Source organism: Methyloversatilis universalis FAM5, assembly GCF_000214035.2.
Taxonomy (GTDB): domain Bacteria; phylum Pseudomonadota; class Gammaproteobacteria; order Burkholderiales; family Rhodocyclaceae; genus Methyloversatilis; species Methyloversatilis universalis.
On sequence record NZ_AFHG01000029.1, the window covers coordinates 257,832 to 273,743 of the forward strand.

Annotated in this window: 15 protein-coding genes; 3 read left to right on the forward strand and 12 right to left on the reverse strand. The window is 68.5% G+C overall.

The features are described 5' to 3' along the window. Positions 1-128 precede the first annotated feature (128 nt). A complete protein-coding gene (gene can, locus METUNV1_RS02430) occupies positions 129-779 on the reverse strand; it encodes a carbonate dehydratase (RefSeq protein WP_008058487.1) in 651 nt (216 codons plus the stop codon). Positions 780-850: 71 nt separating this feature from the next. Next, complete coding sequence (locus METUNV1_RS02435) at positions 851-1,336, reverse strand: BON domain-containing protein (RefSeq protein ID WP_008058488.1); 486 nt, start codon at positions 1,334-1,336, stop codon at positions 851-853. A gap of 189 nt (positions 1,337-1,525) precedes the next feature. On the opposite strand from METUNV1_RS02435, the gene METUNV1_RS02440 reads away from it, so the two are divergent. Next, positions 1,526-3,301 (forward strand): M61 family metallopeptidase, encoded by a 1,776-nt coding sequence (locus tag METUNV1_RS02440; protein WP_008058489.1) that lies wholly within the window; start codon positions 1,526-1,528, stop codon positions 3,299-3,301. A gap of 118 nt (positions 3,302-3,419) precedes the next feature. Here METUNV1_RS02440 and METUNV1_RS02445 read toward each other — a convergent pair whose 3' ends face one another. Then, positions 3,420-4,034, reverse strand: coding sequence for a PEP-CTERM domain protein (locus METUNV1_RS02445; protein ID WP_008058490.1), 615 nt, complete (start codon positions 4,032-4,034; stop codon positions 3,420-3,422). 156 nt (positions 4,035-4,190) lie between these two features. Between METUNV1_RS02445 and METUNV1_RS02450 the strand changes: the two genes are divergently transcribed. Beyond that, entirely contained in the window at positions 4,191-5,870 is a 1,680-nt protein-coding gene (locus METUNV1_RS02450) for an alkaline phosphatase D family protein (protein WP_008058492.1), read from the forward strand. A gap of 205 nt (positions 5,871-6,075) precedes the next feature. Here the strand turns inward: METUNV1_RS02450 and METUNV1_RS02455 are convergent, their stop codons facing one another. After that, entirely contained in the window at positions 6,076-6,456 is a 381-nt protein-coding gene (locus METUNV1_RS02455; RefSeq protein WP_008058494.1) for a hypothetical protein, read from the reverse strand. 10 nt (positions 6,457-6,466) lie between these two features. Further along, on the reverse strand, positions 6,467-8,977 hold the full coding sequence (mutS, locus tag METUNV1_RS02460) for a DNA mismatch repair protein MutS (RefSeq protein WP_008058496.1): 2,511 nt from the start codon (positions 8,975-8,977) through the stop codon (positions 6,467-6,469). 131 nt (positions 8,978-9,108) lie between these two features. Here mutS and METUNV1_RS02465 point away from each other — a divergent pair, with 131 nt between their 5' ends. After that, positions 9,109-10,476 carry a tyrosine-type recombinase/integrase gene (locus METUNV1_RS02465; RefSeq protein ID WP_197315189.1) on the forward strand — a complete coding sequence of 456 codons (1,368 nt, stop codon included), beginning with the start codon at positions 9,109-9,111 and terminating at the stop codon, positions 10,474-10,476. Here the strand turns inward: METUNV1_RS02465 and METUNV1_RS02470 are convergent. The 7 genes from METUNV1_RS02470 to METUNV1_RS02500 all read right to left on the reverse strand — a co-directional run bounded on the left by METUNV1_RS02470 (position 10,446) and on the right by METUNV1_RS02500 (position 15,911). Then, positions 10,446-10,706, reverse strand: coding sequence for a helix-turn-helix transcriptional regulator (locus METUNV1_RS02470; protein ID WP_008058507.1), 261 nt, complete (start codon positions 10,704-10,706; stop codon positions 10,446-10,448). The genes METUNV1_RS02465 and METUNV1_RS02470 overlap by 31 nt on opposite strands. After that, entirely contained in the window at positions 10,703-11,587 is an 885-nt protein-coding gene (locus METUNV1_RS02475; RefSeq protein ID WP_197315190.1) for a DNA adenine methylase, read from the reverse strand. The genes METUNV1_RS02470 and METUNV1_RS02475 overlap by 4 nt, the downstream gene beginning before the upstream one ends. A gap of 106 nt (positions 11,588-11,693) precedes the next feature. Next, positions 11,694-12,275, reverse strand: a complete 582-nt coding sequence (locus tag METUNV1_RS02480) for an ASCH domain-containing protein (protein WP_008058513.1) — start codon at positions 12,273-12,275, stop codon at positions 11,694-11,696. Between the two features lies 1 nt (position 12,276). Continuing rightward, positions 12,277-12,600 (reverse strand): hypothetical protein, encoded by a 324-nt coding sequence (locus METUNV1_RS02485; RefSeq protein WP_008058515.1) that lies wholly within the window; start codon positions 12,598-12,600, stop codon positions 12,277-12,279. A 7-nt stretch (positions 12,601-12,607) separates the two neighbouring features. Next, positions 12,608-13,042 carry a single-stranded DNA-binding protein gene (gene ssb / locus METUNV1_RS02490; protein WP_008058516.1) on the reverse strand — a complete coding sequence of 145 codons (435 nt, stop codon included), beginning with the start codon at positions 13,040-13,042 and terminating at the stop codon, positions 12,608-12,610. Further along, positions 13,042-13,875, reverse strand: a complete 834-nt coding sequence (locus METUNV1_RS02495; RefSeq protein ID WP_008058517.1) for a hypothetical protein — start codon at positions 13,873-13,875, stop codon at positions 13,042-13,044. The genes ssb and METUNV1_RS02495 overlap by 1 nt, the downstream gene beginning before the upstream one ends. Beyond that, positions 13,872-15,911, reverse strand: coding sequence for a ParB/RepB/Spo0J family partition protein (locus METUNV1_RS02500; RefSeq protein WP_008058518.1), 2,040 nt, complete (start codon positions 15,909-15,911; stop codon positions 13,872-13,874). The genes METUNV1_RS02495 and METUNV1_RS02500 overlap by 4 nt, the downstream gene beginning before the upstream one ends. Position 15,912: the final 1 nt, after the last annotated feature.

Consider the following 15,912-nt stretch of genomic DNA (forward strand, 5'->3'; position numbering starts at 1 on the left):
CACCGATAGTCCGAACGGACTATCGGCGGGCGGGAGGCGGCGGAAAACGCGCCCGAAAGGGAGCGGGCGCGGTGATGTCGGGTCGCTCGGCAGCAGTCAGCCGCGCGAGCGCCGGGGGGCGGGCAGGTTCAGGTGAGCGAACCCAGGGCGGTGTCGTAAGCCTGTTCCAGCTCGTCCTCGCTGCCGGCTTCCATGCGCAGATTGCGCACCAGGCCGTCCTTGAGGCCGTAGATCCAGCCGTGCACCCGGATCTGCTGGCCGCGGGCCCAGGCTTCGCGGATGACCGTGGTTTCGCAGACATTCATCGCCTGCTCGATCACGTTCAGTTCGCACAGCCGGTCTTCCTGCATTTCGCCCTCGGCGACCGCATCGAGCAGGCCGCGATGCTTGTTGCGCACGTCCTGCACGTTGCGCAGCCAGTTGTCGATCAGACCGAAGCGCATGTCGTGCAGCGCGGCGCGCACGCCGCCACAACCGTAGTGACCGACCACCAGGATGTGCTTCACCTTGAGCACGTCCACCGCGTACTGCATGACCGACAGACAGTTCAGGTCGGTCTGCACCACCACGTTGGCGACGTTGCGGTGTACGAACACCTCACCGGGAATGAGGCCGACGATCTGGTTGGCCGGTACCCGGCTGTCGGAACAGCCTATCCAGAGATATTCCGGCGACTGCAGTGTGGCGAGTCGCTCGAAAAACTGCGGGTCGTCGGCGCGCATGCGCTCGGCCCACTTGCGGTTGGCTTCGAATAATTGATCAGTATCTTTGTTTGGCATGGCGGTCCTTTCATCAGGCGGGATTATATATCCGCCCGCCGGACCGCCCCGCCTTTCATCGGAAACCGTCGTCAGCCTGCCTTCACCTGAAGCTGGTTGTCGATGCCGGTCACGCCCTTGACCGATACCGCCAGCTCGGCCGCGCGGGCGCGTGCCGCCTCGGACGGTGCCGGGCCGCTGAGCGTCACCTTGCCGTCGTGCGTGCTCACTTCGATCTTCAGCGCGCTCAGTTCGGGGTCGCCGGCCAGACGTGCCGACACATGGGCGGTGATGGTGGCGTCGTCGATCCGGTCGGCCATCTTGCCGGCGGCCGATTCGACCGCCGCCTTCGCATCGGCGGTCGCGCTTTCGGCGCGGACCTGGGCGCTGTCCAGCGCGTTTTCGGCGCGGGCGCCCAGTTCGTCCGCCTTGCGTTCGGTGCGGGCAATGGCGCTGTCCAGCTTCTGGCCCAGCGTGGCGTCCTGCGGCGGCGGCGTGTCGTTGCAGGCGGCCAGCAGCAGGCCCAGCGCAGCGGCCGAGGCGAGAATGAAAGGACGGGGCAGCGGGGTGTGTCGCATGATCGGGCTCCTGTTCGGATGTGGGGGCGCGATGGCCATGTGCACACTGTAGGCATTCCGCATGACAGTCGATGTCAGTGCCGTCCGTGTCGCATGTAGGACAGGACGGACCGGATGCGGTGACGCGCAGGCCCCGGCCTGTGGTGAAATCGCGGCTGTCTCCACGCTGCCATCACGCCCGTCACCGACATGAGCGCCGTCCGCTACCGCATCACGCCCATCCATCCCGAAGCCCATCTGTTCGAGGTCGAGATCGACATCGCGAAGCCGGCGGCCGACGGCCAGCTGCTGTCGCTGCCGGCCTGGATACCCGGCAGCTACATGATTCGCGAGTTCGCCCGCCACATCGTGCGCATCGACGCGCGCGACGGGGTACGCGCGGTGCCGCTCACCAAGCTGGACAAGCACACCTGGCGCGCCGCGCCCTGCGACGGCGCGCTGCGGGTGCGCTACGAGGTCTATGCCTGGGACCTGTCGGTACGCGCCGCCCACCTCGACACCTCGCACGGCTTCTTCAACGGCAGCAGCGTGTTCCTGAAGGTGCATGGCTGCGAACAGACGCCGTGCGAGGTCGACATCCGCCCGCCGGCCGGCCGCGCCTACAAGGCGTGGCGCGTCGCGACCACGCTGCCGGAGGGTCCGGGCAAGCAGGGCGCGAAGCGTCACGGCTTCGGCATCTATCGCGCGGCGGACTACGACGAACTGATCGACCACCCGGTCGAGATGGGCGAATTCGCACTGTACGAATTCAAGGCCTGCGGCGTGCCGCACGAAGTGGTGGTGACCGGCCGCCACGATCTGGATGCCGCCCGCCTGTGCGCCGACCTGAAGCGGGTGTGCGAATGGCAGATCCGGCTGTTCGGCGAACCGGCACCGTTCGAGCGCTACGTATTTCTGGTGATGGCGGTCGGCGACGGTTACGGCGGGCTGGAACACCGCTCCAGCACCGCGCTGCTGTGCTCGCGCAACGACCTGCCGGCGCCCGGGGCGACCGCGATGAGCGACGCCTACCGTGGCTTCCTCGGCCTGTGCAGCCACGAGTATTTCCACTCGTGGAACGTGAAGCGCATCAAGCCCGCCGCCTTCGTGCCCTACGATCTGACGGTCGAGAACTACACGCGGCTGCTGTGGGCCTTCGAAGGCTTCACCTCCTATTACGACGACCTGGCGCTGGTGCGCTCAGGCGTCATTGCCCAGGACGATTACCTGAAGCTGCTGGGCAAGACCGTCACCCAGGTGATGCGCGGCAGCGGACGGCTGAAGCAGAGCGTGGCCGAATCGTCCTTCGACGCCTGGATCAAGTACTACCGGCAGGACGAGAACGCACCGAACGCCATCGTGAGCTACTACGCCAAGGGCGCGCTGGTGGCGCTGGCGCTGGATCTCACGCTGCGCACGAAAACCCGTGGCACGGTCACGCTGGACGACGTGATGCGCCGGCTGTGGGCGGATTACGGCCAGACCGGTCAGGGCGTGCCGGAGGATGGCGTGCGGCGTGCCGCCGAAGCGGTCAGCGGGCTCAAGCTGAAGCGCTTCTTCGACGAGGCGACCGAAGGCACCGAGGACCTGCCGCTGGAGCGGCTGCTGCATGCGGTCGGCCTCGACCTCAGGTTCGAGGCGGCCGGCAGCGCGCCGGTGCTGGGTGCGAAGACCGCAAACGACGGCGACAGCGTGAAGCTCACCCAGGTGCTGGACCACGGTGCCGCCCAGCGCGCCGGCCTGTCGGCCGGCGACGTGCTGGTGGCTTTCGACGGACTGCGGGTCACCCCGGCTTCGCTGGACGCGCTGCTCAAGCGCCGCCAGCCGGGCGACGAGGTGAAGGTGCACGCCTTCCGCCGGGACGAACTGATGAAGTTCCGCCTGCGGCTCGATGCGCCGTCGGCCGATCAGGCGAAGGTGACCGCGGCCACGCGTACCAGCCCCGCCGCCCGCGACCTGCTGAAGCAGTGGCTGGGCCGCGGCTGACCGGTTCTGCCAGCACCTCCATCGCGGCGAGTGCGCCGCTCCCACCGCGCCGGTGACATGCCGCGCCGATTTCGGTGGTGGCGGCTTTCCCGCCGCGCTCAGGATAGTCGGAGGTCTTTCAGCGGCCGATGCGGCGGGCCGCACTCAGCGCGATCATGCCCAGACCGGCCAGCATCATGGCCCAGTCGTCCGGTTCCGGCACCGCGGGCGTGGTGCTCAGGTCCAGCGTGAGGCGGTCGCCGGCGTTCAGGCCGGCGAAGCCGATGCGCCAATCGAGGCGTCCGGCCTCCAGAAAAGGATTGCCGAGGTAGAGCTCGGTTGCCGGATCGCCTGCCAGCGTGAGGGTGCCGACGTTGAGGGTGGTGGGGGTGCTCGCGAACACCGTGGCCGGCAGCAGGCTGCCGCCGAGGGTGGCCGCAAGCGGGTCGGACAGCGCTTCGAAGCGGACGCCGGCCAGCGTGAGCGAGCCGATGCCCAGCCCGCCGACGTCGCGGACGATGGCATTGAAATCCGCCCAACCGCGGCCCACGTCGTCGGCATCGACCACGAAGCTGAAGCGCAGCGGCGCGTGATTGAGCAGCGTCAGATCCAGCGCGATCAGCGAGGGCGTGCTGAACGAGCTGTCCAGCAGATTGCCGTTCAGCGAGGCCGATTCCAGCGTGATCGCGTGAGCGGGCAGGGTGGTGCACAGCGCGCCGGCCGCGGCGCCCAGCGCAAGCAGAATGTTTTTCATGGCGGACTCCGGAATGCAGGTATTGCGCCGCACGATAGGCGGCCCGTGTGACGTCCGCATGTCGGCCGGACGACCGTCGCTTCAACAATCCGTCATCCATCTGTCACCGGCACTGACCACACTCCCGGCCAGTTCAACGACTGCACGGAGCCTGTCATGTCCCGCCCCCTCTTTTCACGTCGCGAATTCATCCGCACCGTCGGTGCCGGCGCGCTGGCGGGTTCCGCCGTGGTGCGCTCGGCCAGTGCGCTGGCGGCGACCGACGGTCTGTTCCGTCACGGCGTGGCCAGCGGCGATCCGCTGGCCGACCGCGTCATCATCTGGACCCGCGTGTCGCCGACCCGGCCGGGCACCGTGGCGGTGCTGTGGGAAGTGGCGCTGGACGAGCGCTTCAGCCGCATCATCCGGCGCGGCCGCGTGCTCACCGGCGAGGACATCGACTACACGGTGAAGGCCGACGTGCTGGGCCTGCCGGCGTCGGCGCGGCTCTATTACCGCTTCCGCGCCGACGGCCAGCTGTCGCCGGTCGGCCGTACCCGCACGCTGGCCGCCGGCGCGGTCGGCCAGGTGAAGCTGGCGGTGTTCTCCTGTTCCAACTACCCGGCCGGCTATTTCAACGTGTATGCCGAGGCGGCGAAGATGGGCGACCTCGATGTCGCCATCCATCTCGGCGACTACCTCTACGAATACCCGCGCGGCGGCTATGCCTCGGGCGACGCGGCGGCGATGGGCCGGCTGTCGGAGCCTGCCGGCGAAATCCTGACGCTGGACGACTACCGCACCCGCTACGCGCAGTACCGCAGCGACGCCGATCTGCAGGCGCTGCACGCGGCGCTGCCGGTGATCGCGGTGTGGGACGACCACGAAATCGCCAACGACACCTGGCGCGAGGGCGCGGAAAACCACAGCGAAGGCGTGGAAGGTGCATTCGCCGACCGCCGCGCCGCGGCCGTCCGCGCCTACCACGAGTGGATGCCCACCCGGGTCGCCGATCCGGCCCACCCGGAGCGCATCTACCGCAGCTTCCGTTTCGGCAGCCTGCTGTCGCTGCACATGCTGGACACCCGCGTGATCGGCCGCGACCTGCAGCTGGACTACGCGAACTACTTCGGCGCCAGCGGTTTCGACGCCGCCCGTTTCGCCGCCGACATGGCCGACCCGAACCGCACGCTGCTGGGTGCCGAACAGCAGGACTGGCTGGGTCTGCAGCTGGCGCAGTCGGACACCACCTGGGATGTGCTGGGCCAGCAGGTGCTGATGGGCCGCATGAACATTCCGGCGCCGCTGGTGCTGGGCCAGATCAGCTTCTCGGCCTACAGCGCGCTGGTGGTGAAGGCGCAGACCGCGCCGGCCACGCTGACGCCGCAGGAGCGCGCGGTGCTCGCGCAGCCGGCCATCCCGTACAACCTCGATGCCTGGGACGGCTACGCCGCCGCGCGTGAAACGCTGCTCGGCACCGCCCGCGCACTGGACAGGAATCTGGTGGTGCTGGCCGGCGATACGCACAACGCCTGGGCCAGCGACCTCGCCGATTACGCCGGCCGCCAGGTGGGCGTTGAATTCGCGACGCCCGGCGTCACCTCGCCCGGCCTGGAAGAGTATTTCCCGAGCGAGAACCCGCTGGCGGTGGCCGCCGGCCTGACCCAGATCATCGGCCCGCTGCAGTACGCCGATACCGCCCGCCGCGGCTTCATGGTGGTGACGGTGACCGAAGACGCCTGCCGCTGCGACTGGCGCTTTGTCAGCACGGTGAAAAGCCGCAGCTACGTGCTGCAGAACGGTCCGGCACTGAAGGTGCTGCCGGGCGCGGGCAACCGCAAGCTGATGCCGGCCTGATTGCCGGGGCAGGGCCGCAGGTCCGGGAAGGGGCGGCCGTAAGGTGCCGGCTGCCCTTTAACCCGCGGTGACCGGACGACTCGGAAGGGCGCGGGGAGGTCCGCACGGGTCAGCGGGCGCGCGCCATGCGCAGGGGCCGCGCATCAGGCGCGATGGCCCGCCAGGGCGTGCGTTGCAGGCGAAAACTGCGACCAGCGGCAGGGGCTCAGGCGGCCTTCTTCGGTCCGAACATCTTCACCACCGCGCTGCCGGCGATGCCCATCAGCAGCAGCGAGCCGGTGCCGATGGCCCAGGCGCTCCAGACGATGAAGCCGGCGATGCCGCGCAGGTCAGGTGCGGCGCGCAGCGCCTCCTCGATTTCCGGTCCGGCGTCCAGCAGCCAGGCGCGGGCATCATCCAGCCATGCTTCGGGCAGCCAGGGCGCCAGCCAGACCGGCGGATGCAGGCTGTCCAGCCACAGCGGCCATTCCGCGAGCGTGTGCGCACTCCAGCCCGGCCAGCCGAGCACGCTGTCGGCGGTCCAGGCGATCAGCGTCCACAGGCCGAACATCAGCGCAACGATGATCCAGATCACGGCGTGAGCCATCACGGTCTCCTCAGAGCAGCTTTTTCAGCGCGTACAGGGCGTCCAGCGCCTCGCGCGGACTGAGACTGTCGGGGTCGAGCGCGCCGAGCGCGTCGACCGCCGCATGCGTCACCGGTTCGGGCGGCGGCGGGGGCGGCGCGAACAGGTCGGCCTGCGGGCCGGCATTGACGCGGCTGGCTTCGAGCTGCTGCAGCGCGCGCCGTGCGTCGCGGATCACCGTGCCCGGCACGCCGGCCAGCGCCGCCACTTCGATACCGTAGGACTGCGAAGCCGGGCCTTCTTCGATCGCGTGCAGGAATACGATGCGGTTGCCGTGCTCGACCGCGTCCAGATGCATGTTGGCGCACACCGGATGCGTCGCGGCGAGCTGGGTCAGTTCGAAGTAGTGGGTGGCGAACAGCGTCCAGCTGCGGTTGCGCGTCAGCAGGTGGCGGGCGATGGACTGCGCCAGCGCCACGCCGTCGAAGGTCGAGGTGCCGCGGCCGATTTCGTCCATCAGCACCAGGCTGCGCTCGGTCGCGCCGTGCAGGATGGCCGCCGCCTCGGTCATTTCGACCATGAAGGTTGAGCGGCCGGACGCCAGGTCGTCGGAGGCGCCGATGCGGGTATGGATGGCATCCAGCGGACCCAGCCGCACCGCGCGCGCCGGCACCGGGCAGCCGCAGTGGGCCATCAGCGCGATCAGCGCCACCTGCCGCATATAGGTCGATTTGCCGCCCATGTTCGGGCCGGTGATGAGCAGCATGCGGCGTGCGTCGTGCATCACCGTGTCGTTGGCGATGAAGCTGTCCACCTGCTGTTCGACCACCGGATGGCGGCCGCGCTCTATCGTGATTACCGGTTCGTCGACGAACTGCGGCCGGCAGTAGTCGTGGCGCTGGGCGGCGCGCGCGAAGGCGATCAGGCCGTCCAGTTCGGACAGTGCGCGCGCAATGTCGCCCAGCTGCGGCAGCTCCGGTGCCAGCGCGTCGAGCAGCTGTTCGTACAGGAATTTCTCGCGCGAGGTGGCGCGCTCGGCGGCGGACAGCGCGCGGTCCTCGAAGGCCTTCAGTTCGGGCGTGATGTAGCGTTCGGCGTTCTTCAGCGTCTGCCGGCGGCGGTAGTCGTCCGGCACGCGGCCGGCGTTGGCGTTGGTGACTTCGATGTAGAAGCCATGCACCCGGTTGTACTCGACCTTCAGATTGGCGATGCCGGTGCGTTCGCGTTCGCGCGCTTCCAGCGCCAGCAGGAATTCACCGCAGTTGTCCTGCAGGCCGCGCAGCTCGTCCAGCTCTGCGTCGAAGCCGGCGCGGATCACCCGGCCGTCGCGCAGCTGGGCCGCCGGTTCGTCCATCACCGCCTGTGCCAGCAGTGCGGCGGCAGCCGGCGGCTGCGCGAGCGTGGCGCGTGCCTGGTCGAGCAGACCGCGGTCCAGCGGAATCGCGTCGGCGATGGCCGGCAGCTTCGCCAGCGAGTCGCGCAGGCTGGACAGGTCGCGCGGCCGGGCGGTGCGCAGCGCCACCCGGGCGGCGATGCGTTCGATGTCGGCGATGCCGCGCAGCGCCTCATGCACGAGGTCGGCGCGGTCAGTGTCGCGCAGCGCGGCCACCGCTTCCTGACGGGCGTCCGCCCGCGCGCGGTCGCGCAGCGGGTGGTGCAGCGCGCGGCGCAGCCAGCGCGAGCCCATCGAACTGGCGCAGGTGTCGAGCAGCGACAGCAGCGTGGGCGCGGCTTCGCCGCGCAGGGTTTCGGTCAGTTCGAGGTTGCGCCGGGTGGCGGCGTCCATGCGCAGCCAGTTCGAATCGTGCTCGACCGCCAGCGTGGTGACGTGGGCCAGTGCGCGCTGCTGGGTGGCCTGTGCATAGCTGAACAGCGCGCCGCAGGCGGCCAGCGCGATCGGCACCTCGGCCACGTCGAAGGCCGACAGGTCGCGGCTGCCGAAATGGGCGGTGAGCAGGCGGGTGGCTTCGAGCGCATCGAACTGCCAGGCGCTGCGCGGCGTGAGCGCCCAGCTGCCTTCCGGCGCGCCCTCGGTGTCGGCGACCAGCAGTTCGGCCGGGCGCAGCCGGTCGAGCAGCGACGGCAGCACATTGGCCGCGACTTCGGTCAGCTTCAGTTCGCCGCTGGCCAGATTGAGCCAGGCCACGCCGGCGCGTGCGCGCTCGACGTGCAGCGCCATCAGCAGCGAATCCGAGCGTTCGTCCAGCAGGCTGGCGTCGGTCAGGGTGCCTGGGGTGACGATGCGCGAAATCGCGCGCTCGACCGGGCCCTTGGAGGTGGCGGGGTCGCCGACCTGTTCGACGATGACCACCGACTCGCCCATCTTCACCAGCCGGGCCAGATACTGCTCGACCGCGTGGAAGGGCACACCGGCCATCGGAATCGGCTGGCCGGCGGACTGGCCGCGGTGGGTCTGGGTGATGTCGAGCAGCCGCGCGACGCGGATTGCGTCCTCGAAGAACAGCTCGTAGAAATCCCCCATCCGGTAGAACACCAGCAGATCGGGGTACTGTCTCTTGAACCCCAGATACTGCTGCATCATCGGCGTATGTCCTGAATCCGGACCGTCCGCAGGCGCTTGTTTTGGTGTGTCTTTTCTAACTTCCATCTGCTGAATCAGTGGCTTATCGGCAGTGCTAGACCGCGCGTGTTTTGTCACGGCACGTCATCGGAATGCACTGCACTTCAGGTTTTGGCGTAGGATTTCGGCGCAGCTTTTCGAAAACCTACGCCGCTCGCTTGCGGCTGCAGCGGGAAAACCTACGCCAGATGTTCGATGCTCGTACAGCTCGGCTGCTCGCGCCAGGCGAGCACCTTACCATTGCCGGCGCGCCGGGGCTGAGGCTCGAAGCCACGGCCACGCGGCGCGCGTGGATCTACCGGTACAAGAACGCCAGCGGGCAGATGCGCCAGGTGAAGCTGGGCGCCTGGCCGGCGATGTCGTACGCCGCAGCCCTGGCCGCGTGGGAAGAGGCGCGCGCCGTTCGGGACGCGGGTCGCGACCCGGCGGCAGAGCGGCGGGCGGAGCGGGTGCAGACGCATGCGCGCCTGGTGGTCGAGCGGCGCGGGCCGCTCACCGTGCGGCGTGTGGCGGATCTGTACCTCGATGGCCACGTCGATCGCCATCGCAAGGCGAAGGGCGCGACCGAGGTGCGGCGCATGTTCGACACCATGCTCGGTGACGATGGCCAGTGCGATGCCGCCAGCTACTCGCGCCGGCAGGCCTTTGCGCTGATCGAGCGCTGGGCCGGTGCGCCCGTCCAGGCGTCGAAGCTGCGGAGCGAGCTGGGTGCGGCGTGGGACTACGCGATCGACGCCGGCGAACTACCCGAAGACACGCCGAACTGGTGGCGGCAGATCATGCGCGGCAAGCTCCGGTCGAAGGGCAAGCAGATCGCCGGCGAGGCGGTGGGCACGTCGAAACGTGTGCTGAAGCCGGGCGAGGTTGGCGAGCTGATCAACTGGCTGCCGAACTTCAGCCAGCTGCTCGACGACGTGCTGACGGTCTATCTATGGACGGGCACCCGCGGTGCGGAGATCGTGGCCATGGAAGCCGAGGAGATCACCGACGAGCCGACGGGTCTGTGGTGGACGGTGCCGAAGGCCAAGACGAAGAACGCGCGCCACCCCGGCGCCGGTGACTTGCGCGTGCCGCTGATCGGGCGTGCTGAGCGGGTGGTGCGGCGGCGGCTGAAGATGTACCCGACCGGCTGGCTGTTCCGGCCGGTGCGCGGCGTTGCTGGCCACGTGCAGCAGAAGGTGATCACCGAGGGCGTGTATTACCGCCAGCCCTACTGCACATTCACGTCGCCGACGCAGCCCAGGCTGACGGTGACGCACTGGGCGCCTCACGATCTGCGCCGCACGGTGCGCACGACGCTGGCCTCGCTCGGGTGCCCCGACAGCGTGGCCGAGGCGGTGCTGGGGCACATGCAGGAAGGGGTCAAGGGTGTCTATAACCTGCACCAGTACGACAACGAGCGACGCGAGTGGCTGACCAGAGTGGCTGACTACTGGGAGCAGCTCGCGGCGTCGTCTTGAGCAGCGCGGCGGCCTTTGCGGGCGCCGGTGTTCTCCGGCGGTGGCAGTTCGGAGACCGGGCGCGCCTCGGCCCATTCCAGCAGCTCGCGGTAGAGCCAGCCCACGCGCGCGCCAGACAGTTGCCGCGGCTTCGGGAACTTGCCCTCGCGCACCATCCGCTCGATCGTCGATTCCGACAGGCTCACGCACGCCGCAGCGCCGGCGCGGTCCAGGTAGATCGGCGTGGTCATGCGAAGAGTCCTCCCGTCTTGCCGGCCAGCGCCCGCGCACACTGAGGGTTGAGCCACACGCATTCGGTGCGCAACCCAGTTCCACGACCGGCGGAGATGCGGGCGCTGGTGGTGTGGCGCGCCCAGTCGTGGAGCGTGTCGTCGTACAGGGCGTGCGGATAGCCGGACAGCACGACCGCACCTTTCAGTTGCCGCAGGGTATGCAGCAGCTGGAGGTGATCGTCGTCGCTCATTTCGTAGCGGTAGCAGCGCGTCGATGCACGCATGTTCCGGGTGTCGAGCACGTAGGGCGGATCGACGAAATGCAGGGCATCCAGGCCATCGTGCTGGGTCAGCACCTCGATCGCCGGACGGTGCTCGATCAGCACGCCGCGCATCCGCTCGGCTGCTGCCATGACCGATTCCGGGTAGCGCGTCCAGAGCATCTGCGCCGTTCCGTGTGCCCGCTTGCTGTCGATGCGGAAGCCGGTGGAGCCCTTGGTCGCGCCTGCGCTCCCGAAGCCCATAGCGGCGCGCACAGCCGTGCGGCGGGCCTGTTCGACCGGGTCGGCCGCCGGCGTCCACGACATATCAAACTCGGCGCGCGCGTAGGGTGTGAAATGGAGGGCCTGCAGCAGCTGGGCGCACTGGACTGGGTCGCGCAGCACGCGGAAGAAATTGACGATCTCGTCGTCGAGGTCGTTGTAGATCTCTGCGTATGCCCGCGGCTTTTGAAGCAGCACGCCAGCGGCGCCGCCGAAGGCCTCGGTGTAGCGTTGGTGCGGAGGGAAGAACTGCATCACCCACTGCGCCAGGCGGAACTTGCCGCCGTGGTAGCGCAGTGCCGGTGAATTGATAGCTGACGTCACGGCGTCCATTGTGTGTTCAATGACGTGGGTCAAAGCTCGGTGTCCTTCCGTTTCCAGCTCGGGCAGCTGCCCGAGCAGTGGCCGCGCTGCAGGCAGACGAGACAGATGTCGTAGAGCGGGTCGGTGGCGGCGCGGTATGTCATGGCGTCACCCGCTTGAACTCGACGACCCACACCCAGGGGTTGGCGTCCCAAGAGCCGGGGCCGTTGATCTGCTCCCATACCATGCGGAACGCAAGGCGCGGGTTGACCGCCAGTGCATCAATACCGAAGTACGCCATGCATCTGCCAACGACGGATGAGTCAGGCCAAGCGCCCTCCGCTTTGGCGTCCTCGATGCTGATGTCCTGCAGCCGCTCGACGCGGACGGCGGTCACTTCCAGGGTGATGCGACTGGCGCACCGGGGCATGTGGATGCTGGGCTGCCAGCCGCAGGCCACATCACCGCTTGCGCGATAAAGAACTCGGCCGAGCAAAGCCTTTCTGGCGTCGCAGAAGGCCTCGCGCACCCACAGCCGGTCACCGGGCTGTCCGTAGGGGCAGGATTTTCCAGTCTTCGTCAGCAGGCTCAGCAGCGCGTCAGCATCGCCGTCCCACGGCTTGATCGTGCGGTCGGTGACCATCTGCGGCTGCGGCTTCACCACCCGCCGCGTCTGCGTCTTCGTGCCGGCCAGGATCGCGCGCACCATCGGCGCGCTCATGAGCATCGGGCGTTCCTTCATCTCATCGCTCCTGGCTGGTCGGGTCGGTGTGCCGCGCGGTGGCGTCGGTCTGCTCGTACGGGTCGAGCACGGTGACGGACGGGCGGGTGCTGGGGCGGCCGGGGCGCGGGCCATGGATGGCGAGGTCGGGCGCGGGAGCGTTCTCGCGGCCGTAGTTGCCGGTGATGACCTGGTGCAGGGCGTGGTAACGGTTGCGGGCGTCCTGCAGGCGGATGCCGGTGGTGATGGCGGCGTCGGCGTGGCGGCGCACTTCGTCGTCGATCGCGCGCAGGCGGGTGAGCTTGTGCGCGAGGTCGTGCATCTGGGCTTCGGTGAGCTTTCGCATGGCGGCCTCAGAACGGGATGTCGTCATCGGGGTGGCCGCCTGCGCTCGCACCCGAGCCGGGCCGCGTGGCGGGCGCCTGGCGTGCGGGGGCGGTGTCGCCGCCAGCGGGGCGGGTGCCGAGCATCTGTATTTGCTCGGCGCGGATCTCGGTGGTGTAGCGGTCGATGCCTTCCTTGTCCTGCCACTTGCGGGTGCGCAGGCTGCCCTCGACATACACGGGTGAGCCCTTCTTCAGGTACTGGCCGGCGATCTCGGCCAGGCGGCCGTAGAAGCTGACGCGGTGCCACTCGGTGAGCTCTTTCTTCTCGCCGGTCTGCTTGTCCTTCCAGGTATCGGTGGTGGCCACGGTGATGTTGCAGATGGCGTCGCCGTTGGGGGCGTAGCGCGTCTCGGGGTCGCGGCCGAGGTTGCCGACGAGGATGACTTTGTTGACGCTGGCCATCAGGCACCGCCTTCGGGTATCTCGACCAGGTGAAGCTGGTCATACCGCAGCCGAAAGCCGGACGCGTTGCGGTGGCCGCCACCGCCGTAGTGCGCAGCAATCGCGCCCACGTCCGGGCCGGCCTCGGTCGATCGCAGGCTGAAGCACCGGCCGTCGGGCGTGTCGAAGTAGCATGCGCCGAAGGCGTTGCCTCGGGCGATCAGAGCCTGCCCGGCGTCGCTCGACATGGTGTAGGGGAGATTGGCCGATTCCACCAGGTAGCCGCCGATGAACATGCGGCGCGTGACCACGCCGAGCAGCTCGGCGATGTCCTTGTGGTGCTTGCGCTCGAGCGCGCGGCCCTCGGCCGCCAGCACGGCCGGATCGGTGGCCATGAGCTGGTCCCACACCGCAAAGTCATATGCGTGGCTGAACACGTTCGCTTGAATCTCGCGGGTGTCGGGCAGCGCGAAGCGCCACAGATCGCGGTCTTCGACGTGCAGCAGCAGCTTGGGCGGTACTTCGAACGGAAAGAAGTGATCCCATGCGATGCGGGCGCCGGACCGCTCCATGTCGAACACGGTGAGGGCGCCCTGCAGGCCTTCGAGGTCTTCGCGGGCGGTCTTGTGATGGTCGAGGACGGTGATGTTGCGCGCCTGGCTCACCATCTGTTCGAGCACCGCGCGCGGGTAGCTGAAATCGACGATGAATACATCGCGGCCGCGCACGTCGGGCGGCGCCTTGCCGTAGGTGCCGGCGTGGAACTCGATGCCATCACCGAGTGCGCGGCGCACGCACCAGGCGGCCGTGAAACCGTCAGCACAGTTACCGTGGTAGATGCAGATTGCGCTCATGCCGCCGCTCCTTCTTCGCACGCCGCTTGGCCGCTGAGCATGTCGATCGTGCGCGTGCAGCGCTCGATCGCGCCTTCGCCGGCGTCGTCAGTCGCGGGGGTGTTTCCTTCCTCCTGCCGGGCTTGCCCGGCAGCTGCTTTTGTCTTTCCCCGGGGTTTCTTCGCCGCGCCAGCGGCCTGTTCATTGGGTTGGCCAGCGGCTGCGGGCGCAGCCGGGTTGGGGTCTGCGCCCGCAGCCGGGAAGGGCCATTCGGTCATCATCGAGCCGGCTTCGCCACCGCCCTCGGGGGCGGTGGCCTTGGCCTTGCGCTTCGGCGCCGGCTTAGGCTCGTTCGCACGCGCAGCGGGTTCGGGGTCAGGGGCCTTTTCGGCGGTTCTTCCCGCCACTTTTCGGGCGGTACCGGCCTTGGTGCCCTTGGACTTCTCGCGTGCGGCGGCCTTCAGGTCTTTCTTCAGCGCGTCGGCATCGACACCCCAGCGCACGGCGAGCTCGGCAAGCACGGGCGGGGTTTCGGCGTAGCCGGTGGAGTAGCCCGCGACATGCAGGTGGCCACCTACGCAGCAGTCGATCATGAGCAGCATGAGGTCGGCGTCGCTCATCGATGCGATGCGCTCGCCGAGCGCGCGGTGACGCTCGTGGCCGTCGCCGATCTCTTCGCGCGGGATCCAGTTCTGCGTGATGCGGTGGCAAGCTTCGAAACCGGCGCCCCAGTAGGTCTGGCGGGCGATGGTGCGCAGGTGCCATGAGTCGAGCGGGTTGCCGGCGCCCAGGTGCGCGACGATTTCCTGCCGCACTTCGGCATAGAGCCGCTGGCGGAACTCGGCGGCTTCCTTGCGCTTGCGTTCTTCGGCGCGGGCGGCGTCGTCGGCCTTGCTCAGGCTGTTGTCGCCGGTCTGCTTGAGCGCTTTCTTCAGGTCGGCTTCCTTCACCACCGCCACGACGGTCTGCGTGGCCTGATGCACGACGTGAATGGGCTCGATGCCGGCCTGCTTCGCCAGCTGGCCGTAGGTCGGGGCCTTGCCGTCTTCGTCGCGGGCGCGCCAGTCCTGCTGGTCGAGCCTGACGTAGCCGTCGGTCGGGCGGTCGTGGTAGTCGCTGGGAAGGATCTTCTTCGCGTCGTCGCCGGTGACGACGGTCTTTCCCTTCTCTTCGAGCTTGCGCTGTGTGGCGCGCATGTTGGCGACCTTCTTGTCGCGGTAGCAGTGCGGGTCTGTGCACACGTCTGCACTGGCCACGTCGGTGAAGAGGTCGGCGAGGTTGCCGGTGCGCTTGGGGCAGTCGGTGCAGCTGCCTGCGTCGGTGAGGCTGGCGTCCTTGCGGTCGAAGGGGGCTTTGCGCAGATCCAGCATGTACTGCTCGTGTATGTGCTGTTGCGCCTGGCGGTGGCTCATGTTGCGCCGGGTAATCTCCTCGGCCGCCTGCTTCTGCAGCGGCGATACCGGGATGCGGGCAATGAGCAGCGCGATGGACGCCGAAAGCCCTGCTTCGTCGATGATCTTGCGGGCGCGGAAGTCGAGGTCACACAGCTTGAGCCGGGCGTAGATGTAGGCCTTGCTCTTGTTGATGCGGGCGGCGAGCTCGTCGGCGGTGTAGCCGTGGTCCTTCATCATGAGGCGGTAGCCGTCGGCCTCTTCGAACTCGGTGAGGTCGCGGCGCTGCAGGTTCTCGATGATCTGCAGCTCGAGCACTTCGCGGTCGGTGAGGTGCCGGACGAGGCCGGGTATGAGGTCGAGCCCGGCACGCAGTGCGGCCCGGTACCGGCGCTCGCCGGCCACCACCTCGTACAGCGGGAAGCCGCCGGTGAAGTCGGCCGATATCGGCTGATTGGCGGGCCACGGCCGCACCAGGATGGGCTGCATCACGCCGTGCTGACGCACGTTCTCGGCCAACTCGGCGAGCGCAGCTTCGTCGAAGTGCTTGCGCGGGTTGGTGGGCGAGGCGTGCAGCGTGCGCACGCCCAGCGCCTGGGTGATGCAGGCGCGGTACTCGGGCGACTTGGTGTCGTAGTCGAGGGGGCGGGAGAGATCGGTGATCATG